This window comes from Armatimonadota bacterium (assembly GCA_017993055.1).
Taxonomy (GTDB): Bacteria; Armatimonadota; UBA5829; order DTJY01; family DTJY01; genus JAGONM01.
In genome coordinates, this window is sequence record JAGONM010000016.1 from 1 (window position 1) to 23732 (window position 23732).

Here is a 23732-nt window from a genome sequence, read left to right on the forward strand (position 1 = left end):
ACTACGCCACCTACCCGAGCGACTGGACGAGGTGGATGAACTTCATAAAGGACCGCCAGTTCAACCGGCAGGCGATCATCGGGCCCGGGATCTACCTGAACTCGCTTTCGAACGCGATCCTGGAGATCCAGCAGACCCGGAACGCTTCGCCGGCCGGCAAGTACGCCGCCGGGTTCTGCGGCTACTCATACCGGGTCCCGTACGCCAGCGGCACATGGGCAGGCTTCAGCCCGACGCTGGTCTCGCAGGTGACGCCGACGTGGGACGACGTACCCGACATGCCGTGGAAGAGCAGCCCGACCAAGGGGCACATCAGCGGTACGGTCACCTACGCGTCCAATGGGAAGTGGGTAGACGGGGCGACCGTCTCGATCACCGGACCGGAGAGCCGCACGATGCTGACCGACGGCACGGGGTTCTACGCTTTCATAGACCTGACCCCCGGGACTTATACGGTGACCGCGAGCAAGTCGGGATATCCGAGCAGCGTAAGATCCGTAGTCGTGGCGCTCGGATCGGTCACAGGCAACATGTACGTGACCGATCTCTCGCTGGGCGAGACCCCGGTGCCTGTAATATCGAACGTGCAGGCCACCGGGCTGACGAGTGCTGCCGCAACGATCACATGGACGACGAACCTGGCCTCGTCGAGCCGCGTTGAGTACGGAACGACCATCGCCTACGGGAGCATGACCCCGTTGGACGGCACGCCGGTGACCTCTCATTCCGTCGCCCTTTCCGGACTCGCCCCGAACACGCCGTACCACTACCGGGTGATTTCGGCGAACGTGAACGGCACGGCAACCTCCGGTGATTACACCTTCACAACACTCGGGCCGCCGACCATAACCAACGGACCCGTGGCAAGCACGACAGCGAGTTCCGCAACGATCACCTGGACTACAGACTGGCCTTCCAACGGAGTGGTCACCTACGGTCTGACATCCTCCTACGGCAGTCAGGCCTCAGACCTGAACACAAGTACGACCAGCCATTCCGTGACTATCACAGGGCTGACACCGACGACGCTCTACCACTACACGTGCAGTTCGACCAATGCCTACGGGACAGCGCAGACCGCGGACTTGACATTCAGCACGGCGGCCGTGTCCAGCGATATCATCGTTGACAACACCGATCCGGGTTGGACAAACACGTCCACCAACCCATCGAATACGTGGACCATCGCTTCGGTGGCCGGAGTTCCCAAGATCGGGACGAACTATCTCTATCGGAACGGTGACGGTTCGCTGTCGGAGATAGCTTCCACAAGGAAGTGCCGCTGGACCCCGAATATCCCAGCCGCCGGCACCTACGACGTATATGTGTTCTATCAGTTGGGCACCAACCGAAACGAGAGCGCGCCCTTCAAGGTATGCTACAGCGGTGGGGTCGTAACCAGCGTACAGAACCAGTATTCGACTCTCGCAAACCAAGGCGACTGGTTCCTTATCGGACAGGATCTGCCGTTCGCGGCCGGCACCGGCGGATACGTCGAGGTCACTACGATGTCCCTCGACACCAAGTTGGTGAGTGCAGACGCCGCCAAGTGGGTTCTGAAGTCAGCCGCGGACACAACTCCACCGATAATGACCTCGGTCGAGGACGAGAAGTACACGACTTCCACGACCAGCCTGAATGCTTCCTGGTCGGCGACCGAGCCCGACGGAACGATTGTCCGCTACGACTATGCGGTGGGATCGTTCCCGGGGCTTGCCGACCTCAAGGGCTGGACAAGCGCCGGCAACGCAACGTCCGCCACGATCGGCGGTCTGAACCTGGCCGTCGGGGGAACGTATTTTGTATCAGTACGAGCCGTCAACGACCAGCAACTCGTTTCGGACCCGGTCAACTCGGATGGAGTGACCGTAGCATATTCGGTCTCAAGCATCGCCGAAGCCAAGGGAATGCCCGATGGGACGCCGGTGGCGATACCCGTCACGAGTGTAAGCGAGAAGTTCGCAACGGCATTCTACATGCAGGGAGCCGACAGGGCGTCCGGCATCCGCGTCGAATCGAGCAACGCTCCCGGCAAGAACTACACAGTGCAGGTGTTCGGCCGACTTGCCCTGGTCAACAGATGCGAGAGAGCCCTTACAGACTGCAAGATAGTCGCCGGCAATATCGCCACGGCCGTCGAGCCGCTCTTCGTGCGGACTACGGCTGCGGGCGGACAGGCCTTCGGGTCCCACACTCCTGGGATGACCAGCGGGATCGGAGTGCACAACGTCGGTCTTCTGGTGTCCCTCGCCGGTAGAGTGACAGCATTGACGGCGGACGGGTTCTACCTGGATGACGGCGCAGGGCTCAAGGACGACTCGGGGAACAATGGTATCAAAGTCTGGACAGGCGCGCCGAACTCGGCGACTCTGAATCAGTACTACTTAGTGACCGGTGTCGTCTCGTGCCGAACCGGCACGGGCGATGCGATCTACGCTCAGATTCTGAGTGGTGATGTCCTTAGCCGCTAGAATATGAGCCTGACGCGACACTCCTGCTGAATGACAGAGGCAGGCGGTCATCGTACCGCCTGCCTTTTCCACGCCGGGTCGCAGTTTCCCATACCCGGTAATAATACCTGAATATCGCCAGCGTCCTTGACCGGATGGTGTATATCGCCTAGAATCTTTGTAGGACGTTGGCGGGAGACGGTTCATGCTGACCGTTGTCGTTCCATCCTGATAATCTCTCAAGGGGCAGAGGAAATGACCAGAACGAGTTCAGTGTTACAGATCATCGTAGTGTCCGCCGTATTAGCGCTCTGCTTGTCCGGAGCATCTACGGCTACGGCCGATGAGTACAGAGCATGGTGGGTTGACGCGTGGGGACCCGGCTTCCTCGACCAATCTCAGGTGGACAAGCTGCTGGGAGTCGTAGGCAGCGCCACGCAGAAGGGAGATATTCGAGAGGCCAACTGCAACATGGTGGTGGTGCAGGTGCGTCGGCGCTCCGATGTCTGCTATCCATCCGGAATGGGCGAGCCGTACTTCTCCGGCCTGAGCCCTGCCAACTTCAACGCGCTGCAGGCTATGATCAACGCCGCGCATGATACCACCGGCGGCAAGCAGCGCATCGAGGTCCACTGCTGGATCGTTCCGTTCCGAACGGCTGGAGGAGCGGTCTATGAGGCTCACAACGATCCGCCGACCGGCAGCCTGATAAATCTGGACAACTACTGGCCTACTCGTAACTCCTCGGGATCAGAGGTAGATGCCGGAGCCTTCGACCCAGGGCATCCGCTGTGCCTCGACTACCTCACCGACGTCTGCATGGACCTTGTGACCAACTTCGACATCGACGGCCTGCACTATGACTACATTCGTTTCCAAGGGAACACCGAAGGATACAACCCGACGAGTGTAGCCCGGTACAACGCACGCTACAATCTGACCGGTCAACCCGCATATACAAACGAGCAGTGGCAGCAATGGCGCCGAGATCAGGTGACGGCGCTAGTGCGGCGTGTCTATGCCAAGGTACAATCGGTCAAGCCCCAGGTCAAGATATCCGGATCCTTCGTCACCTGGAACCCCTCCCCCACGGCCTCGACCCGAGCCGCGTTTATGGCGACGCGTCCGTACTACGATGTCTATTCGGACTGGGACAGTTGGATGCAGGAAGGCATCGTGGACATGGGCATCCCCATGACCTACTACGATCTCGCTCTCCTTCCTGGCGACTATCTGCGGTGGATCAACTTCGAGAAGGATCGCAAGTTCAACCGGCATATGATTGTCGGAGTGGGCGTATACCATAACGTGGATGTCAACGATGCCATAGAGGAACTGCTGATGACACGTACGGCATCACCTGCCGGAAACTACGCTGACGGTTGGTGCGGCTATTCCTACCGCGCGCCCTGGACGGGCGGCACCTGGGATGCTTGGGAGCCTCTGCTCCTATCGGAGGTCACACCTGCGTGGGCCAGCATACCGAGCATGCCGTGGAAGACGAGCCCGGCTAAGGGACATGTCAGCGGCACAGTCACCTCTGCGGCGGACGGCAAGTGGGTAGACGGCGCGACCGTGACGATCGCAGGCCCCGATAGCAGATCTATGATATGCGACGGCACCGGCTTCTATGCCTTCATCGACCTGATGCCGGGAAGCTATACGGTTACCGCGAGCAAGTCCGGATATCCCAACGCCCAGTCTCTGGTGACGGTCGCTGTCGGTGAGGTGACGGGCAATATGTACGTCCGGAATCTGACTCTCGGCGACCAGCCCGTACCGCAGATTTCGAACGTGCAGGCTACAGGCGTCACCAACAATGCCGCCACAATCACCTGGACCACCAACCTCGTGTCCTCGAGCCAGGTCGAATACGGCACGACATCAGCATACGGTAGCTCGAGTTCCCTGGACATCACTCAGGTGACATCCCACTCCGTGGCGCTCACCGGGCTGAATCAGAGCACCCTCTATCACTACAGAGTGATCTCGGCCAATGCAAACGGATCCAGCACGTCAGCGGACTACACGTTTACCACCCTCGGTCCCCCGAGTATCATTGCCACGCCGATGGTCGCGACCACCGCAACGACCGCGACGATCGCGTGGACGACCAACGTGGCGAGCAGCGGACTGGTCAACTACGGCCTCACGTCCTCATACGGCAGCCAGGCGGCGGATTCAAACTCAAGCACAACCTCGCATGCCGTGACGGTAACCGGCCTCACGCCCTTGACGACATATCACTACCAATGTGTCAGCGCCAATACTTACGGAAGCGCGCAGACGATCGACGCCACCTTCATCACGGCCTCCACGACGGAGGACGTCATCATAGACAACCTCGATCCGGGATGGACCAACACTTCTCCCGGCGGCAACGCCTGGTCGGTCGGGTCGGTCGCCGAGGTGCCCAAGATCGGCACAAACTACCTCTATCGAGCGGGCGACGGCTCGTTGACTGAGTCGAGCGTCACCCGCAAGTGTCGGTGGACGCCAAATCTTGCCGTCGCTGGGTACTATGACGTATATGCCTTCTATCAGAAGGGCACCAACCGAAACAACGCCGCTCCATACACCACCTACTACCACAACGGCAGCGTGACGAGCTTTCAGGACCAATACTCCGTCACACCGAACCAAGGTGGTTGGTTTCTCATCGGCCAGCACCTGCCCTTCCAAGCGGGCACCAGCGGATACGTCGAACTCACTACTTTGTCCTTGGATACGAGGTATGTCAGCGCCGATGCTGTGAAGTGGGTGTTCAAGGGATCCGCCGACTCCACCGCGCCCGTAATGACGTCCGTGAGCGACGATCTGTACACCACATCCACCACAGTCCTGGAGGCATCGTGGGCGGCCGCCGAGCCCGAAAGCGGCATCGCGCGGTATGACTATGCCGTAGGCACGTCGCCCGGATCGGTCAACGTAAAGAGCTGGACTAGCTCAGGTACTGCGACCTCCGCGACTATCACGGGACTTGTACTCACCGTCGGGTCAACCTACTATATCTCGGTGCGTGCCGTGAACGACTTCGGCCTTGTCTCCAATCCGATGTCTTCCTCGGGCGTCACCGTCGCGTACGCGGTTTCGAGCATAGCGGAAGCCAAGGGTCTCCCGAATAACACTCCGGTATCGATTCCGACCGCGAGCGTGAGTTCCAAGTTTGCCGCGGCGTTCTACATGCAGGACTGTAGTCGAGCTTCCGGCATCCGGGTAGAGTCCGCGGTAGGCCCTGCGCCAAACTACACGGTCCAAGTGTCCGGCCGCATCCGACTGGTGAACGCTTGCGAGAGAGCGCTGGTCTTCTGCAAGATCGTGCCCGGGGTCATCGGAGATACCGTCGAGCCGCTGATGATGAACCACAGGTGGGTCGGCGGCAGTCCGTTCGGCAGCTATGCTCCCGGGATGGCCGGAGCCGCAGGGTTGAACAACGTCGGCCTACTGGTTTCCGTTGCCGGCAAGGTGACGGCGGTGCTGCCGGACGGCTTCTACCTCGACGATGGGAGCAGACTCCGGGACGATACTGCGAACAGCGGCGTCAAGATCTGGACAGGCGCAGGGGACTCCGCGGTCCTTGGCCGGTACAGCGTTGTCACCGGAGTAGTCTCGTGCAGAGTCGGAAGCGACTACGGCATCTACCCCCAGATCATGGCTAGAGACCTGCAATCTCACTAGGCGCTATCCGAATCACAGGGCTTCTTCGCCGGTCCTACGGCAGGCATCGGACTGCGATGCCTGCCTTTTGAATGTGTGTGCGCCGGATACCGTCTTCCCAGATAGTTCCAGGTTGACGCAGCACGGCATGAACCCTTAGAATAGCTCTGTTCCGGCAGCCTGTCGCAACAGCACTGCACTGCGGCCGGGCCGTTCTACCGAACCTATTCGCGGCCTCGTTCCGCCGATCAGAGGAGTTCACTATGGCTAAGACACGAAAGAGCACGTCCAGCGCGTTTGGCGATCTCGGGAAAGAGACTCTCGCTGATTTCCTGCGCCAGATGTATGAGATACGATTCTTCGAAGAGAAAGTCGCCGAGCTGTTGAAACTCGGCGTGATAAAGGGGGCCTCACACCTGTATGCGGGTGAGGAAGCGGTCGCGGTCGGCGCGATCTCGACGCTGGAGTTGGACGACGTGATCGCCAGCACACACCGAGGCCACGGTCATTGCGGCGCGATCGGAGTGAGGCACGCGAAGGACGAGGCCGAGCGCCAGGACCACTGGAACAAGATGATGGCCGAACTCATGGGCCGCGCGACCGGATACTGTAAGGGGCGCGGAGGCTCGATGCACATCGCGGACGTCGAAAAAGGCAACCTCGGCTCGACCGGGATCGTCGGCGGAAACATACCAATCGGGACAGGGGCTGCTCTGGCCGAGAAGCTCAAGGGCACGAACAACGTCGTCCTCTGCTTCTTCGGCGACGGCGCGAGCAACACGGGAAGCTTCCATGAGGCGCTCAACATGGGCGCAACAATGCTCGGCGGCCTCCCCATCGTCTACATATGCGAGAACAACCTCTATGGCATGTCAGTCCCGTTCAACGAGAAGTCGGTGGACGAGGCCGGGACGGCCTCCAGAATACAAGACGTGGCCGACCGCGCCTGCGCCTATGGGATTCCGGGCGAGATAGTGGACGGCATGGACGTCATCGCGGTCCGCGAGGCGGTGGGCAAGGCGGTCGAACGGGCCCGCAAGGGCGGTGGACCGACGCTCATCGAGGCAAAGACATACCGCTGGTTCGGGCACTCGATCAGCGACCAGCGCATCTATCGAACGAAGGACGAAGAGGCCGAGTGGAAGTGCAAGTGCCCCGTGGACTGTTTCCGCGCGAGGCTCCAAGCGGCCGGCGTTCTGACAGAGGCTGATCTCGACACCATCAAAGACAAGGCGTTCGATGCAATCGAGAAGGCAACCAAGTTTGCTTCGGACAGCCCCTACCCCGATCCCAGCGAGCTGTACGACGACGTTTACGTGCCGAAGAACGTTGAGGTCTGGGAAGCTCAGAAGGCGCAGGAGAGGCCGATTGCTGAGAAGATCAACGCCATGGAGACTGATATCCGGCGATTCCTGCGCGAGCAGTCGGACCAGGTTGCGAAGACCGCGCTCCCGAAGCTGAACAAGGATACCACGACCAAGTTCGAGGCCCAGTTCGGCATGCCGGTGATCACCTTCGGCCAGGCGATAGTTGACGCCCAGAGAGATGAGATGAAGCGCGACAAGACTGTGTTCATAATGGGCGAAGATGTCGGACTTTACGGCGGCGCATACGCGGCGACCCGAGGGCTCTACGCCGAGTTCGGTCCCGAGCGAGTGATTGACACCGCGATCTCCGAAGCGGCGGTAGCGGGGGCGGCGGCGGCGGCGGCGATGCGCGGCATGAGGCCGATCTCAGAGATCATGTACATTGACTTTCTAACCATCGCATCCGACCAGATCGTTCACAACATGGCATACAATCGATACATGTTCGGCGGCAAGACGAAGGTCCCGACGGTTCTGAGAACGGAAGGCGGCGTCGGACGAAGTATAGCGGCCCACCACTCAGAGAGTCTTGAAGCATGGCTCGTCCACATCCCCGGTCTGTTCGTCGTGATGCCCTCGACACCATACGACGCGAAGGGGCTCCTGAAGGCCGCGATCCGGGACGACAATCCTGTGATCTTCATCGAACACAAGGTCCTCTACAGCGGTGTGATGGGTCCGGTCCCGACCGACGACTACATCATTCCGCTTGGCGTGGCCGACATCAAGCGCAAGGGCACGGACGCGACGATCGTCGCCTACTCGAGGCAGCTTCACTTCGCAATGGATGCGGCGCTCGAACTGGAGAAGGAGGGCATCAGCGTCGAGGTCATCGACCCGCGTACGCTCAAACCGCTCGATGTCGAGACGATCGCGAACTCGGTGAAGAAGACAGGGCGCCTGATCACCGTCTCCGAGGGGTTCGTCCGGTGCGGCATCGGCTCGGAAATCGTCCGCGACGTGAGCGAGTACCGATTCGCAGACGGCACGCTCTGCTTCGATTACCTCGATGCCCCGCCGGTAGTCCTGGCGGGCAAGGACGTCCCGATCCCGATGAGCGAGCCGCTCGAGGACGCTGTCGTCCCCAAGCGGGATGATATCGTCGCGGCGGTCAAGTCGGTCCTGTAGGCGACGACCACACAGAAAGGCAGCCGAAGTCGGGGATGGAGTTGTACTCCATCCCCTCTATCTTGAACCAGGCATCCAGGAGGGAAGAGTGCAGGAGAAGTACGTTCTCATCGGCGCCGGAAGCGCTATGTTCACGCGAGGGATGGTTGCGGACCTGATCCAGCGCGGCCAGGAGTGCGATCTGGCGCTGGTCGACATCGACCCCGAGGCGCTTGAGGTCGCAGAGGGCCTGACCCGCAAGATGATCGAGGCGCGGAAGTCACCGATCACCCTGAGCGCATTCCTCGACCGTCGGGATGTCCTCCCCGGCGCGACGGCGGTGATCTGCACCATCGGCGTCGGCGGACGACGCGCGTGGGAGCAGGATGTCTTCATCCCGCGCAAGTACGGCATCTATCAGCCCGTCGGTGACAGTGTCATGCCCGGTGGGACGTCCCGGGCGCTTAGGATGATCCCCTCGATGGTCTCCATCGCCGAGGACGTGCTCGATCTCGCCCCGAACGCGCTCCTCTTCAACTACGGCAACCCGATGGGCCCGGTCTGCAGGGGCGTCCGCAAGGCGACCGGCGCGAACATGGTCGGCCTCTGCCACGGCGTCTTCCACGTCGCGCATCACCTCTCCCAAGTGCTGGGAGCCGATCCCACGCGGATCAACTACGCCGCCGTCGGGATGAACCACCTCACGTGGTTCACCGATGTCAGGATCGACGGTCAGGACGCAATGCCCAAGCTGCTTCAGATCGCCGATGAGCGGGTCGGGCAACTCGGCGAGCACGGACCGGACGCGATCGACGTGTTCACCTGGCAGATGATGAAGCTCTTCGGCGCGTTTCCTGCGGTGCTCGACCGGCACATCACCGAGTTTTTCCCGCAGTTCTTCCGCACCGGCGACTACTATGGCAAGAAGCTGGGGGGCGATGCATTCAGCTTCGAGGGCACGATCGCCGCTGGTGACCGGATCTTCGACGAGATGAAGGAGGTCGCCGCGTCGAAAGAACCGCTCGGGGAGGAGTTCTTCGAGCGGATCGGCGGCGAGCACGAGCAGGTCATGGAGATCATCGAGAGCATCCGGACCGACGCCGGGCGCACCTACTCGGCCAACCTGCCGAACACCGGACAGGTCCCGAACTTCCCGAAGGATGCCATTGTAGAGGGTCCATGTGTGGCCGATGGCTCGGGTATGCACCCCATCGCCCAGCCTCCGCTGCCCTCCGGCATCGTCGGCACGCTGGCGACGCGGCTCGCGTGGGTCGAGACGACGGTCGAGGCAGCGCTCGAAGGCAGCCGGGACAAGTTCATCCAGGCGCTCGTCCTTGATGGAGCGGTCGAGTCGATGGAGACCGCCGAGAAACTCGCGGACGAACTCCTCGCGACCCAAGCGGAGTACCTGCCCCAGTTCAGAGAGACTAGATGATAGCGAGAGTCCTGTCCGAAAGCCAAATCATCCGCGCACACGAGTCATCGCTCTCGATACTCGAGCGGACCGGCGTGCACATTCCGCATCAGGAAGTGCTGAGCCGATTCGCCGACGCAGGCGCGCAGGTGGACTGGGCAAAGCAGATCGTGCGCATCCCCGCCGATCTCGTCATGCATTCCCTGGACCAAGCCGGAAAGCAGTTCACCCTCTACGGCCGTGATCTCTCACGCAGAGCGGAGTTCGGGGTCGGCAAGCGGAACTACAACTCGATCGCGGGGGAAGCCTACTGGGTCGATGAGCTTCACGGACGGCGCCGGTTCGTCACCATGGACGATGTCGCCACCGCCGCCCGCTTCGCCGACGCGCTCGACCAGATTACCATGCCAGGCGCGATGGCCGATCCGCACGAGACGCCGGTCAGCTACCGGTGCGTCGAGGTCATGGCGACGATGATCCGCAATACGACCAAGCCGATCCATTTCTGGTTTCACGACCGGGCATCGGCGAAGTACCTCATCGAGATGATGATCGCGCTCCGTGGCAGCGAATATGAGGCTGCCAAGTTCCCGGTCTGCTACCCGTTCCTTGAGCCGATCAGCCCGCTGCGGTTCCCCTACAACGGGATCGATCTGCTCTTCGAGACCGCGCGCCTTAACCTCCCGGTGCCGATCGGACCGATGGCGCAGATGGGCCTCTCCGCGCCGGCTACTATAGCCGGAACGATCGCCCAGGAGAGCGCCGAGATTCTCGCGGGAGTCTGCATAACCCAGCTGATCCGCCCGGGCATGCCGGTCTGCTACAGCGGAATCTGCCATGCGTTCGACATGCGCACGACCCAGATGATATTCAGCGGCCCCGAGCAGGCAATCTTCGGGGTGGCGATGACTCAGATGGGCAAGCACTACGGCCTGCCGGTCTACATCAACGTCGGGCTGACCGACTCGAAGTGCGCCGATGCCCAAGCCGGCATGGAGGCTGGCATCACCCTGGCGCTCGGAGCGGCGACAGGAGCGGATGTCTTCGGCCACATGGGGATCAGCGGCGTCGATCAGGCGTCGTCGCTCGACATGCTGATGCTCCAGCACGAGGTGATCGCCTTCGTGGAGAGCACGATGCGTCCGATCGATCTGAGCGATGAGGCACTCGGCCTCGACGTGATCGATGAAGCAGGTCCGGGCGGGACATTCATCGACCGCGAGCACACCGCCGAGCACTTCCGCCGGGAGTTGTACTTCCCACGCCTGCTCGACCGCGACTACTACCAGGCGTGGCTCGATGCCGGCGCAACCTCGATGCAGGAGCGCTGCCGTGCCCGCAAGGAGGAGATCCTCCGCACGCACGTCCCGGAGCCGGTCTCGCCATATCTGGATCGAGCGATGAACGAGATCGTTGCCGCAGCGAAGCAGGAGTTGGATCGATGAGCTACGCCCCACTCACTCGACATGAAACCGCCTCGGTAATCGAGGGGTGCTCGGTCGCGCCGCGCGTGCCGATGATGGTGCACTTCTGGACCGACCCCGCGAGGTTCGGCGTGCAGGAGCGGCGAGCGAGAGACATCCTGGCGACCTACCCGATGGACGTCCAGACGATCGGAATCCGCATGCCCGGGATGTACGACGCCCCCGAGGACGATCCCGAGTACCGCTGGATGAACTACAGCGACCCCGACATCGACTGCGGCGGCGCGATCGACTCGAAGATGGCAATCCCCGACTGGTCGCTGCTCGATGCGATTCTGGAGAACTGGCCGAGTCCCGAATACCCCGGGCTGATCCCGGCGGGGATCGTGTCGGACGGGCGGTATATGCTCGGCAACTTCTGGTTCTGCTACTTCGAGCGCCACTGGTCAATGCGCGGCATGACGAACGCGCTGATGGACTACTACACCGATCCGGAGAGCGTCCACCGGCTCTTCCGCGCGCTGACTGACTTCTACCTGCGCATGATGGAGCGCGCGAGGCACGAGGCCGGCATCGACGGCATCTTCACAAGCGACGACCTCGGCACTCAGACCGGACCGTTCTTCTCGCCGGAGATCTTCCGCGAGTTCTTCCTGCCCTACTACGCCGAACTGTTTGCCAAGGCGCACGAGTTGGACATGCATTTCTGGCTGCACTGCTGCGGAAACGTCGAGAAGTTCATCCCGGACTGGATCGACGCGGGGCTCGATGTTCTGCACCCGATCCAGAAGCACACAATGGATGACCAGGTGATCGCCGAGCGGTTCGGCCAGAACATCTGCGTCTGGGCCGGGCTCGACGTGCAGCAGGTGATCCCCTGGGGCACACCAGAGGAAGTCCGTGTGGAGATCCGGTATCTCATCGACACCTACTGGCGCCCGAAGGAAGGCCGACTGATGATCACCGCAGGCAACGGCATAACCGCCGACTGCCCGATCGAGAGCCTCGAGGCCTTCTGCGACGAGACGTATCACTATGGCCTGAAGAGATGCGCAGCAGATGGTTGATTACCGATGGCCAGCCTGACTGAGCGAGTGAAGAGTCTGGCGCGGGAGGTCGGCTTCCACGCGGTCGGGATCACGAGCCCAGACCCTTTCTTGGAATCGGAGCAGGTGCTCCGCGAACGATACGAGCTCGGCCTGCTCGAAGGATCGGACTACGATCTCGACCTCATCCGTCTTCGTACGCATCCCCTGCAGAGCCTGCCCAACGCGAAATCGATCCTCGCAGTGGCACTATCGTATCTGTCCGACGAGTCAGACGAGTCCGACAGGTCCGGCGCACCAAAAGGGCGGATGGCCCGATTCTCCCGCGGTCTCGACTACCACAAGGTCCTGCAGGAGCGGCTGGGGGTCCTGGCAGCCAGGATTCAGGCGGAGGTCGGCGGACACCCAGAGGTACGCGCGTACGCCGACACCGGGCCGATCGCCGACCGATCAGCGGCGATCAGAGCGGGAATCGGGTCGCGCGGGAAGAACACATGTGTCTCTGTCGGCAACTACGGCTCATGGGTCGTTCTAGGAGAACTTGTCACCGATCTCGAGCTCGAGCCGGACGAGCCCGCACCCGTCGACATATGCGGCGATTGCGAAGAGTGTGTGAGGGCATGTCCGACCCGTGCTATCAGCGCACCGTACACCGTTGATACGCGGATCTGCCTATCGCAGGTCACGCAGTCGAAGGGCTCCATCCCTCATTGGCTGCGAGAGAAGATGGGGACACGAATCTACGGGTGCGATAACTGCCAGAGCGAATGTCCGCTTAACCGGCATGCAGAGCCCGGCAACCTCGAGGCATTCCGTCCCACCGCGGGTCTCGGAACCCATCCCGATCTGCTCTCACTGCTCAACATCGGACTGGCGGACTTTGCATGCCTCGTGCACCCAACGACCGCGGGGTGGATACGCCGGACCCGATTCCGCCGCAACGTCGCGGTAGCCTTGGGTAACATCGGCGATCCGATCGCGGTATCCGAACTTAAGAACGCACTGGCCGACCCTGCGCCGATCGTCCGAGGACACGCGGCATGGGCTCTCGGACGGATAGGTACCGAGCGGGCAAGACGCCTGCTCGAATCAGCACTCTGCGCTGAGACTGACGCCTCCACACTGCTGGAGTTCAGGCGGGCGCTCGACATCCCAGGTGTAGCGGGAACCTGAGGACTCGGTGTGTCCGTCTAACAGCTGAACAACCAGCGTCCAAGCGTTGACAATCGCGCACCCATGAGGTAATATGCTCTTGGAATTGCGCTATCAAGTTGCACGGGTTCGACTCTTGCCACGGTAGTTCACATCCAGGACCGACAGGAGGAATAAGAGGAATGGCATGCAGCATTCGAACGAACTGGGCATGGCTTACGGCGGCTATCGTACTGATAGGCGTCTGCAGTCTGGTGCTTGGGCTTCAGCAGATATCTGCCCAGCAGCAACCCGTTGAGACGCCCCCTCCCACTGTTGCCGGCGGCACAACTGCTCCCGGGGCGACTCCGGCAGCCGGGGGCAGTCCTGCTGCACCTGCTCAAGGGGCTCCTGCCGTGGCGGAACCTCAAATATCCTTCTCCAGCGCTATATCAGGATCCGTGGCGACGAGGGTCCGAAGAGCTTGGGACGGCAGGACCTTTGCCATGATCAAGTTCAGGTACAAAACTGTTGACGGCAACACCATCACCGTAGTGATGCCGTCGGTCTACAAGAACGAGCCGAGGTCCAGGTCGGCCTGGGAGACTCTCTTCATGGTATACGCCATGGACCGGGAAGTCGCCTTTGAGGCGGCTGAGCGGGCGCGGCCTCCCGATGTATCCAGGTTCATGGCTCAGTTCATGTCCGAGTTTCGCGGTCAGACACCCGACCGTGTCGCGCCGGATGTCGCCGCTGAAGCCATGGAGAGGGCCAGAGCATACCTGCCAGGAATGGGACTCGGCAACGTCAATATGCCGATCATGCTCCCCGGCATGCCGTAGCAGCACCTTGGGCGCACACGCGGTTTCTAAGAGCCTCGGCCACTGTCGCCGGGGCTCTTGTCTTTCCCAACACTAAAGAACCGCACCCTCCGGCCCATAATACAACTAGCACTATTCTCTCCGCCGAGAGCAGGGGCGAGCAAGTGGAATCCCAACCTTCTCGGACCGACAAGCCCAGAGCATGCAAACGCAGCGACGCAGGAGAAACGGCGCACCTGCCGTCGCCGCCTGCAGCGACCGCCAAGCGCATCCTATTGCTCATCTCAATGCTCGCAGTTGTGTCGGCTGGGGCCATGCTTCTTCATGCCTCCAGGGGGATATACCCCGGTCGCGCCGCGCACGCGTTCTTGGAGGGCTACGGCGTGCTGCTGGGAATATGCATTCTGTACTGCCTCTGGGTGCAGTTCGGAGTCACCGGTGAGCGGCGGCTCCTGCTTGCCGCACTTGCATTCGGCGGCATCTCTCTGGGGGGGTTCGTGCACGCCGTCATATCAGCGCTGACCCACGATCCCGATTCCAACGTTCACGTGCTCGCCATGCGCTTTGCCCACAGTTGGAGTATTGCCGGGTACGCACTGCTGATGGCCGCGGCGTTCACGACGCGAATCTCGTCCGAACAGGACTACACTCGCGCAGGGAAGCGCACGATCGCGGGCGCGCTTGTACTCTCCCTGTGCCTCCTTGCCGTGCCGCTCACCGTTGACCCGCATTGGTTCCACCTGCGGATGGTGTTGCCCACTGCGGTCCAGAACTCATTTGCTTCGTTTCTGCAGATCGCATCCTCCGGTCGCGGGATCGGCCTAGTGACTACCGCGGCCGCCTTGTCTGCCCTGGCCGCTCACGCTCGCAACTACACCCGCAGAGAGGATGAATTGAGCGCGCGACTGATGCCATTTCTTGGTGTTGCAGTGTTGGCAGGCGCTGCGCAAGGAGTTTCGAGCTCCGCATACGACTCCGCGTGGTGGTCAGCTCATGCGCTGTTGGCCGTAGGGCTCATGTTCCTGCTGACGGAACTGGGTATCCAGTTCGGTGCCTCATACTCGGATTCGCAGGCACGCATACGCCATATGGAAGCTGTTCACTACATGTCTTCGCGCCTGACCAACACCCTGGACCTCCGAGTCGTACTGCTGGCCCTCGTGTCAGACACGGCAAGCATGCTCTCGGCGAAGTTCGCTTCTGTAATGCTCTCGGACGACAGCGGTGAGACGCTGACTACAGAAGTGACCTACGGCCTTCCTGAATCGCCGCTGAGGCCCAGGAGTCCCCAGCACGTTGAGGGTGAGGGGCGTCCGGCGTTCTTCGCCGGCCACACCGCCAGGGCGTTCAGAGAGAAGCGCATATGTGTGGTTGATGACGTCCATACCGACGTCGAATTCCTGCCGTGGAGGATGCTTGCGCGACATGACGGTTACGCCGTATCCGTACCGCTCGTATATCACGATCTCGCACTCGGCGTACTGAACCTCTTCTTCGAGAAACACGTTCCACTCAACGACGAGAAGGTCAAACTCTTCCAGACCTTGGCATCGTCCGCATCCGTATCCATAGTTAACGCACAGTTGTACGACAGGACGCTCAACGATGAATCCGGCGATGTCCCCTTCAGCCTTCGGCTGGTCTCCTAGAGCCCGCGGCAGCTTGTGAACTCCTCTCGGGGAAACCGGCGAAGTCCATCCGTGCTACCCGAGCAGCCCTGCGGCCTTCTCCATTGTGTAGACAACCGCCAGGACCAAAGGTATGCCCACAGTTGCCCATCCGACGCCCACGCCGAGCCAGCTTACGGCTGACGGCCTCCTAGACTCGACACACACTCGGTGGAGCGCGTATGATATAATGTCGCATGCTGACGTACGACAGCGTGATCCTCGCCGCCATCGCTTCGGAGTTGAGCACCCGACTCGCAAACGGCCGAACCGACCACATACATCAACCCGAACCGCTGGATCTGGTGCTGGGAATCAGGGCGGGAGGGAGCAATCAGAGCCTCCTGATTTCCGCGGACGCCCGTTTCCCGAGAGTGCATCTTACGGCTACTAAGCGCCAGAACCCAAAGACGCCGCCAGACTTCGTTATGATTCTTCGAAAGCACCTCGAGGGTTCGCGGCTTACCAACGTTGAACAAGTAGATTTCGACCGCATCCTGCACCTCAAGTTCAGAGCCTTCAACGATGAGAAACTGACGCTGATCATAGAGATAATGGGCAGGCACAGCAACATTATCTTGGTTAACGGTGATGGCCGCATTCTCGGCGCCATCAAGCACATCGGGAAGTCGAGAAACCGTTACCGGGAAATCCTGCCCGGGCGAATCTACATACCACCGCCGCCGCAAAACAAGATCAACCCGCTCGAAACCACTGGGCAGGCCCTTGCGGACCTGTTCGCGGCCGCCTTCCCGAGCGATTCAGAACTCTCACCTCAAGCTGTATCCAAGTGGCTCGCCGCGACCTTCACAGGGGTGAGCCCGTTCGTCGCGCGTGAAATCCTCGCCCGGGCCGCTGATGTCGGCCTGCCGGACGCCTTCCAAGGACTGTGCTCCTCGGTGACAGATGCCGCCTTCGATCCTGTGATCATCACCGACGATCATGGGCAGACGGTTGGTTTCTACCCGCTACCCAGCGCGCAGTATCCGGCGGCCAATCAGCACGAGCGTCCTTCGGTCAACCTTGTGGCGGACGTCTTCTACATGTCTGAGTTGCCGAGAGATGAGTTCGAGCACACCAAGGAGGCGATCTTCGCCGCGCTCAGACATCATACCGAATCGAAGGAGCGCACCATCCGCACCTTAGAGCAGAGCATTGCCGAGGCCGGAAATGCCGAGCGCTTGAAGCAAGCCGCAGAGCTTCTCCTCTCCCAGCCAGACTCCGTCGAGGATGGGGCATCGGAAGCAACGCTCACTGACTACTACGATCCCTCGGCCGCCTTCGTCACGTTTCCTCTGGACCCGACTCTGAGCCGAATCGAGAATGCCGAGGCATATTTCCGGAGGTATCGCAAGGCGGTTTCAGGCGCGGACGCCCTACGCGACCGGCTTAAGGAAGCGCGCGATGAGATGGCGCTGCTCTCGTCATTTGGCGAACGTGCGGATAGCTGCACATCAGGCGAGGCGATTCGAGATCTCGCCCAGGAGTTGGAGACAAGGGGCATCTCCGTAAGACCTCAGCAGGTTAAGCAGGCCGCCAAGCAGAAGCCTCTCTTCGAAGGCCATCGCATAAGGGTGCTCCAGTACGGCGAGTGGGAGATTCTCGTGGGTGGGAACAGCATGGCAAATGACTACCTGCTCACCCGGGCGGCCAAGCCAAACGACATCTGGGTGCACGCCAAGGCCATTACAAGCGCCCACGTGATCATCCGTACGAAAAACAGACCCGACGCCGTACCCCAGTCAGTGCTCCACGCAGCGGCCGAGCAGGCAGCACGTCACAGCGCGGCCAAGCATTCGTCGTTAGTCCCGGTGGACTACACCTTGCGCAAGTATGTCCGCAAACCAAGAGGTGCTCCGGCCGGCAAGGCGATCTACCAGAACGAGAAAACCATCTACATCACTCCCTGATGTCCACCTCAATGATCACCTCGCGAATGCCCGGCTTCGTGCGCAGGACGCGGTTGATCACCTCGAGTTCGTGTCTCAGGTCAGTGGGATGCCCGCGCAGGCACTTGATGTAACCGCGCAGATAGACGACACCGTGCGTCGCGTGAACATCGAGCCCCGACGTATCAATGGATCGCCGGCCGATCTCCCTCTGTGCCAGTCTCGTGGTCTCGGCATCTCCAGTCGGCATATCTTGCCACTCCTTTGCTCCCGCAAAAACACCAGACAGACGGCAGCGCTGCCTGACGCGCATGCACGCTCTCCCTGTCCTATTCGCCGCAGTGAGCGGGACTCCTGCTTGAGCCAAGTTGACGCGTGATGCCCCACACGGTATACTTCCCCTGTGAACTGGATGGCGCAGCGCAGGTTGGGGGTTCCCGTGTGTCCCAAGAGAAACTGGAACGTCTGAGACAGATCATCCGCGAGATGGGCAGCGTGCTCGTCGCCTACTCGGGCGGCGTAGACTCCACGTTTCTGATGAAGATCGCGTACGACACCCTCGGGAAACGGGCGCTCGCAGTTCTCGCTGCTTCCGAAATCTATCCGGCTTCCGAGATGGAGGAGGCCGAAGAACTCGCCCGGGACTTGAGTTTCCCGCTGGTCGTCATCCGTACCGATGAACTCAATGATGAGGAGTTTGCCCGCAACTCCAGAGACCGATGCTATTACTGCAAATCGGAGCTGATCCGCAAGCTACAGGAAATCGCACTGCAGCGCGGACTTACGGTCGTCGCACACGGTGCGAACGCAGACGACGTCAATGACTACCGCCCGGGCGCCAGGGCCGCAGCTGAACTTGGTGCCCGTGCCCCGCTCCAAGAGGCCGGATTCACCAAGGCCGAGATTCGCCAAATGTCCAAGCGGCTGGGATTGCCGACCTGGGACAAGCCGTCCTATGCGTGCCTTGCGTCGAGATTTCCATACGGCGCAGCTATCACCGGCGAAGCTCTCAAGAGGGTTGACGAGGCGGAGAGTTTCCTGCGGGGACTCGGCTTCCGCCAGCTCAGAGTCAGGCACTACGATGATACGGCAAGAATCGAGGTCGAGCCGGCGAACCTGACCCGGATCACTTCGGAAGAGATCCGAGGACGGATAGTACCGCGATTCAAGCAACTCGGGTATCTCTACGTAACACTCGACCTGGAGGGCTACCGCATGGGAAGCATGAACGCAGTGCTCGAAGAAGTTGAGAAAGATGCGACCAACAGGGCCTGAAACATGAAGCACAACGACCAGTTGGAACAGATACTCTCGGACGTGCAGTCGGGGCAGTTGACCATCCACGAGGCTATGATGCGCCTTCGCGGACTCCCCTACGAGGACCTGGAGTATGCAAAGATTGACCACCATCGGCCTCTGCGGACGGGATTTCCGGAGGTCGTCTTCTGCCAGGGGAAGACGGTCGAGCAGGTAGTCGAGATTCTCGCCCGCCTCTCGGCGCACCATCCTTCGGTACTGGCCACTCGCGCCACTCCCGAGATGGCCGACGCCGTAGCGCGGGCGATCCCGCAGGCGCGATACCATGGATCCGCGCGATGCATTACCGTCTGCCGGGATGAGTCAGCTCATGCCGAGGACAGAGACGGCAAGTACGTACTTGTCGTCTCAGCCGGGACTGCCGACATACCAGTGGCCGAGGAAGCCGCAGTAACTGCCGAGATCATGGGAAGCCGCGTCGAGCGCGTTTACGACGTCGGGGTTGCCGGACTGCACCGCCTTCTCGACCAGAAGTCGAGGTTGGAAGACGCGAACGTAATCATCGTCTGCGCGGGAATGGAGGGTGCGCTGCCGAGCGTCGTGGGCGGACTGGTCGATTGCCCCGTCATCGCAGTCCCGACGAGCATCGGGTACGGGGCGAGTTTTCAGGGACTGGCGGCCCTCCTCTCGATGTTGAACACCTGTGCGGAGGGCGTGGCTGTCGTGAACATAGATAACGGCTTCGGCGCGGGGTACTTTGCTCACTTGATCAACAGGTGATCTGATGCCGACACGAGTGCCTTCATCGTCGGGTGCTGGCGCGATATTACTGGTCGTAGTCATGATAGCAGGCGGAGCAGCAATGCTCGGTCGCGGCTTGCCGCGCAGGAACAAGCTCGAGATCGCCTGCGGAGCGGTCATCGCGGCAAGCGGACTGACGACAGTAGCCATGTACGCATCGCGCGCGTTCGGGTGGTGGAAGGGCTGGAGATGAGAATCGCATACTTCGACTGTTTCGCCGGGGTCAGCGGCGACATGACGCTGGCGGCGCTCCTGGACGCGGGCATCGAGGAGCAGGCATTCCGCGAGGAGATCGCCAAACTCGGCGACCTCGGATTCGATCTGCGGATATCAAAGGTCATGAAGCGCGGCATCGAGGCGACCGACGTTGATGTCGTCATCGCGGAGAACCACCATCACCGAAAACTCAACGCCATCCGACGCATCATCGAGGGAAGCCTTCTATCCGACGGGGTCAAGGCACAGGCGGTGGAGATGTTCACTCGACTGGCCGAGGCCGAGGGCAAGGTCCACGGACACTCGCCGGAAGAGGTCCACTTCCACGAGGTCGGCGCAGTCGATGCGATAGTCGACATCGTCGGCGCGTGCATCGGCATTGAACTGCTCGGCGTGTCGAAGGTCTACTCCTCGGCGCTTCCAATGGGCAGCGGCTTCGTGGATGCCGCTCACGGCCGGATTCCCCTGCCCGCTCCAGCCACCGTTGAGATACTGAAAGGCGTCCCGATATACGCGGCCGGCATCGAGGGAGAGACTGTCACCCCCACCGGTGCGGCGATCCTGCGCACTCTGGCGGTGGACTTCCTGGCGATGCCATCAATGAGGATCGAGACCATCGGTTACGGAGCCGGCAAACGCGAATCCGATCCACCGAATGTCCTCCGCATACTGGTCGGAGACTCCGAGGAGGCTGAACATCCCGCGCCGCGGGTCTCAATCGTTGAGACAAATATCGACGACATGAACCCCGAGCTGTACGAGCCCACCTCGGAACGGCTATTCCAGGCCGGCGCGCTCGATGTATACCTGACTCCAATCCAGATGAAAAAGGGCCGCCCTGCGGTACTCCTCACCGCAGTATGTCCGATCGGTCGAACGGACGAGGTTGCCAACGCCGTACTCAGCGAGACGACATCCTTCGGCGTTCGCATATCCGCCGCGACCCGTAAGTGCCTCGACAGGCGATGGGAGACGGTCACAACGCCCTACGGCGAAATACGGGTGAAGGTCGGCCGCATCGGCGACCTCGAAACGGCCTCCCCGGAGTATGAGGACTGCAGGACGGCCGCCGCAAGCCACGGTGTCCCGACACGCCTCGTCTATGACCTGTCGCTTGCTGCATACCACTCCCGGGCATGAACGCGCCTGCGCCTGCAGTCAGACTATCGCTCGACGCGATGGCGACCCGCTTCGAGGTGGCCCTACACGGAGACACACCATCCAGACTGCGGGCCGCCGGCGAGGAAGCCCTCGCCGAGATCAAACGACTCGACGCTCAGCTGAGTTTCTACAATCCCGCGAGCGAGGTCAGCCGCATCAACATCCTTGCCGCCGGCGGGCCGGTTCGCGTAGACCCGAGGGTGTTTCGGCTCGTCAGATACTGCGCCGAGTTGAGACGCCGCACGGAGGGGCTTTTCGACGTCGCCATAGTGCCGCTGCTCCGGCTGTGGGGCTTCACCGGCACCGAGGGGCGCGTTCCCGACCCGGAAGCCATTAGCAGAGCGCTCGAGGTGTCCGGAATGGACCAGGTCACGTTCGACACGAAGAACCTCACCTTGCGGTTCGCTCGCCCGGGCTCCGCTATAGATCTCGGCGCGATCGCCAAGGGATACGCCGTCGGGTGCGCGAAGGATATTCTCAAGGACTGCGGCGTCACGAGCGCACTGATCCACGGTGGCACGAGTTCGGTCTACGGCATCGGCGCGCCGCCCGGCCAAGATACCTGGCGCGTAGCGATCCGAGACCCTCGCCATGAGAACCAGGCGCTGGAGGTCGTGGGACTGCACGACTGTGCACTCGGGGTTTCCGCCGTGCACGGCAAGTCATTTGTCGTGGGCGGCTCCGAGTACGGCCACGTCATTGATCCGAACACGGGTTGCGCCGTCGCCGGAGTGAGGCTTGCTGCGGTAACCGGCCCGTCGGCGACCGATTGCGACGCACTCTCCACTGCGCTGCTCATCACTGGCGAGCAGTGGATTCCCACGTTTCGTGAGAGATTCCCGGGTTACCGAGCAATCTTCACACCGATTACTTGACCGTATTGGAGACGAGCCGTGTTCAAGACCATCATCTCAATTGCGATATGCATCCCTTCTGTCTGCACTCCGGCGACAAGAGACCCGTTCGCCCGGTCCGTGCAGGTGGATTCCAGCTTCGTCTACTACCAGAACCGCAGCAAGCAGAGCATCGCCTCGGAAATAGGATTGAACGGCTACCGATGCATACGCCTCATTGTGACCGACGACACCTCTCCCGACGCCGAACTGGTCAACGCCTGTCACGATGCAGGAACTGCCGTCTGGTACACCTCCTTCGGCAATGGCAAGTACGGCACTGCGGGACTTCCCGCCGGCTGGGAGCACTGGAAGATGGTGCTGCGAGCGAGCCAGCCCGACAGCGTCGCCGGCGGATACGTCTACCTCTGTCTCAACAATCCCGACTACCGCGCCTGGAAGATCCGTAGGGTTACCGAGACCCTGCAGTCGGCGCCCTTCGACGGATTTGAGATGGCTGAGCCGTTCTGGCCCGCCTACAGAGGACCCGAGAGCGTGGCGTATGGATGCCTCTGCGGCTCTTGTCGGTCCGCGTTTCTAGCGGCGAATCCCGAAGAAAGCGATATCCCTGATTTTCAGGATCAATCAAGTCCTCGGTACTACAAGACCGACCGGGACCTGTACCGTAAGTGGGTGGATTTCCGCGCCGAGAGCGTCCTCGCGTTCCACAAAGAGATAATAGATGCGGTCCGTAAGGCGCGCCCGGAGGTCAGGATTGCCGTCTGGGGGATTGCCGACGATGTGCCGAACCCAATCGAGTCCCTTCGCGAGTGGGAAGGCATTGACGGGAAGGCACTGGCCAGCGGGATCAAACCGGATGTCTACGTGATCCAGACCGACTGGCCCGAATGGACGAAGCCCGAACTTCCAGCCGACTATCCGCTGAAGTACAGGCCGTTCGTCACCGCGGTGAAGTCCGCCTCCCCGAGGACGCGCATCATCCTGCAGACCGATATCGGCTCGCGAGAGGACTGCCGACGAGGATCGGCGTGGATCGCCGAGTGTGAGAAGGCGGCGGTAGAGGCCGGGATGACTGGCATCACCGCTTACGAATATCACCTATCAGCAGACATCTATGACCGCCCGCCGCGACTGCTGGCAACTGACGTCTCCGCCGGTCTCATCAGCCTTAAGTTCGACAAGCGCCTCGATTCTGCCGGAGCCGCCGACCCTGCCAACTACAGCCCCAATGCGGGACGTGTCGTAGCCGCGAAGGCTGACGGAAGCATCGTCCAACTGACCATTGAGGGCCGACCGACGAAGATCATCGTCCGTGACCTGTCGGATGACCCGTCGCGCCGTCTTTTCAAGGGCTACCCTGCCCTGGCTATGTCCGAGACATCCACGGTGTTCCTCGAGTGGAAGTAATCACGTAGACTATCATTGGCGGCGGAGGAAGTTCGTACCAGCGTAGTGAACAAGCGTACAGTG

The 23732-nt window shown here is 61.2% G+C and carries 17 protein-coding genes and 1 pseudogene; 17 read left to right on the forward strand and 1 reads right to left on the reverse strand.

Annotation, left to right across the window (positions count from 1 at the left end; all coding sequences use genetic code 11):
- The 11 genes and pseudogenes from KBC96_07760 to KBC96_07810 form a co-directional block, all read left to right on the forward strand.
- Positions 1-2471, forward strand: a 2471-nt coding sequence (locus KBC96_07760; protein MBP6964285.1) for a fibronectin type III domain-containing protein, incomplete at its 5' end; no start/stop codon positions are given.
- A gap of 234 nt (positions 2472-2705) precedes the next feature.
- Positions 2706-6128, forward strand: a complete 3423-nt coding sequence (locus KBC96_07765) for a family 10 glycosylhydrolase (protein ID MBP6964286.1) — start codon at positions 2706-2708, stop codon at positions 6126-6128.
- 242 nt (positions 6129-6370) lie between these two features.
- Positions 6371-7426, forward strand: a pseudogene (locus KBC96_07770) (thiamine pyrophosphate-dependent dehydrogenase E1 component subunit alpha).
- Between the two features lie 180 nt (positions 7427-7606).
- A complete protein-coding gene (locus tag KBC96_07775) occupies positions 7607-8602 on the forward strand; it encodes an alpha-ketoacid dehydrogenase subunit beta (GenBank protein MBP6964287.1) in 996 nt (331 codons plus the stop codon).
- 88 nt (positions 8603-8690) lie between these two features.
- Positions 8691-10016 carry a hypothetical protein gene (locus KBC96_07780; GenBank protein ID MBP6964288.1) on the forward strand — a complete coding sequence of 442 codons (1326 nt, stop codon included), beginning with the start codon at positions 8691-8693 and terminating at the stop codon, positions 10014-10016.
- Positions 10013-11440 carry a trimethylamine methyltransferase family protein gene (locus KBC96_07785; GenBank protein MBP6964289.1) on the forward strand — a complete coding sequence of 476 codons (1428 nt, stop codon included), beginning with the start codon at positions 10013-10015 and terminating at the stop codon, positions 11438-11440. Before KBC96_07780 ends, KBC96_07785 begins: the two co-directional genes overlap by 4 nt.
- Positions 11437-12486 (forward strand): hypothetical protein, encoded by a 1050-nt coding sequence (locus KBC96_07790; GenBank protein MBP6964290.1) that lies wholly within the window; start codon positions 11437-11439, stop codon positions 12484-12486. The genes KBC96_07785 and KBC96_07790 overlap by 4 nt, the downstream gene beginning before the upstream one ends.
- Before the next feature lie 6 nt (positions 12487-12492).
- Entirely contained in the window at positions 12493-13638 is a 1146-nt protein-coding gene (queG, locus tag KBC96_07795; protein MBP6964291.1) for a tRNA epoxyqueuosine(34) reductase QueG, read from the forward strand.
- Positions 13639-14102: 464 nt separating this feature from the next.
- Positions 14103-14438 (forward strand): hypothetical protein, encoded by a 336-nt coding sequence (locus tag KBC96_07800; protein ID MBP6964292.1) that lies wholly within the window; start codon positions 14103-14105, stop codon positions 14436-14438.
- Between the two features lie 362 nt (positions 14439-14800).
- Positions 14801-16066, forward strand: coding sequence for a GAF domain-containing protein (locus KBC96_07805; protein MBP6964293.1), 1266 nt, complete (start codon positions 14801-14803; stop codon positions 16064-16066).
- A gap of 215 nt (positions 16067-16281) precedes the next feature.
- Positions 16282-17994: an NFACT family protein gene (locus KBC96_07810; GenBank protein ID MBP6964294.1), complete on the forward strand. Its 1713-nt coding sequence runs from the start codon at positions 16282-16284 to the stop codon at positions 17992-17994.
- Here KBC96_07810 and KBC96_07815 read toward each other — a convergent pair.
- Positions 17984-18223 (reverse strand): hypothetical protein, encoded by a 240-nt coding sequence (locus tag KBC96_07815; GenBank protein MBP6964295.1) that lies wholly within the window; start codon positions 18221-18223, stop codon positions 17984-17986. The genes KBC96_07810 and KBC96_07815 overlap by 11 nt on opposite strands.
- Before the next feature lie 128 nt (positions 18224-18351).
- On the opposite strand from KBC96_07815, the gene larE reads away from it, so the two are divergent.
- From larE to KBC96_07845, 6 genes are read left to right on the forward strand one after another with little or no spacing between them, the layout of a single operon-like run.
- Complete coding sequence (gene larE / locus KBC96_07820) at positions 18352-19248, forward strand: ATP-dependent sacrificial sulfur transferase LarE (GenBank protein ID MBP6964296.1); 897 nt, start codon at positions 18352-18354, stop codon at positions 19246-19248.
- 3 nt (positions 19249-19251) lie between these two features.
- On the forward strand, positions 19252-20010 hold the full coding sequence (gene larB / locus KBC96_07825; protein MBP6964297.1) for a nickel pincer cofactor biosynthesis protein LarB: 759 nt from the start codon (positions 19252-19254) through the stop codon (positions 20008-20010).
- Between the two features lie 4 nt (positions 20011-20014).
- On the forward strand, positions 20015-20224 hold the full coding sequence (locus tag KBC96_07830) for a hypothetical protein (protein MBP6964298.1): 210 nt from the start codon (positions 20015-20017) through the stop codon (positions 20222-20224).
- Positions 20221-21387 carry a nickel pincer cofactor biosynthesis protein LarC gene (larC, locus tag KBC96_07835; GenBank protein ID MBP6964299.1) on the forward strand — a complete coding sequence of 389 codons (1167 nt, stop codon included), beginning with the start codon at positions 20221-20223 and terminating at the stop codon, positions 21385-21387. The genes KBC96_07830 and larC overlap by 4 nt, the downstream gene beginning before the upstream one ends.
- Positions 21384-22283, forward strand: a complete 900-nt coding sequence (locus KBC96_07840; GenBank protein ID MBP6964300.1) for an FAD:protein FMN transferase — start codon at positions 21384-21386, stop codon at positions 22281-22283. Before larC ends, KBC96_07840 begins: the two co-directional genes overlap by 4 nt.
- Before the next feature lie 18 nt (positions 22284-22301).
- Positions 22302-23669 (forward strand): hypothetical protein, encoded by a 1368-nt coding sequence (locus KBC96_07845; GenBank protein MBP6964301.1) that lies wholly within the window; start codon positions 22302-22304, stop codon positions 23667-23669.
- Positions 23670-23732 lie beyond the last annotated feature (63 nt).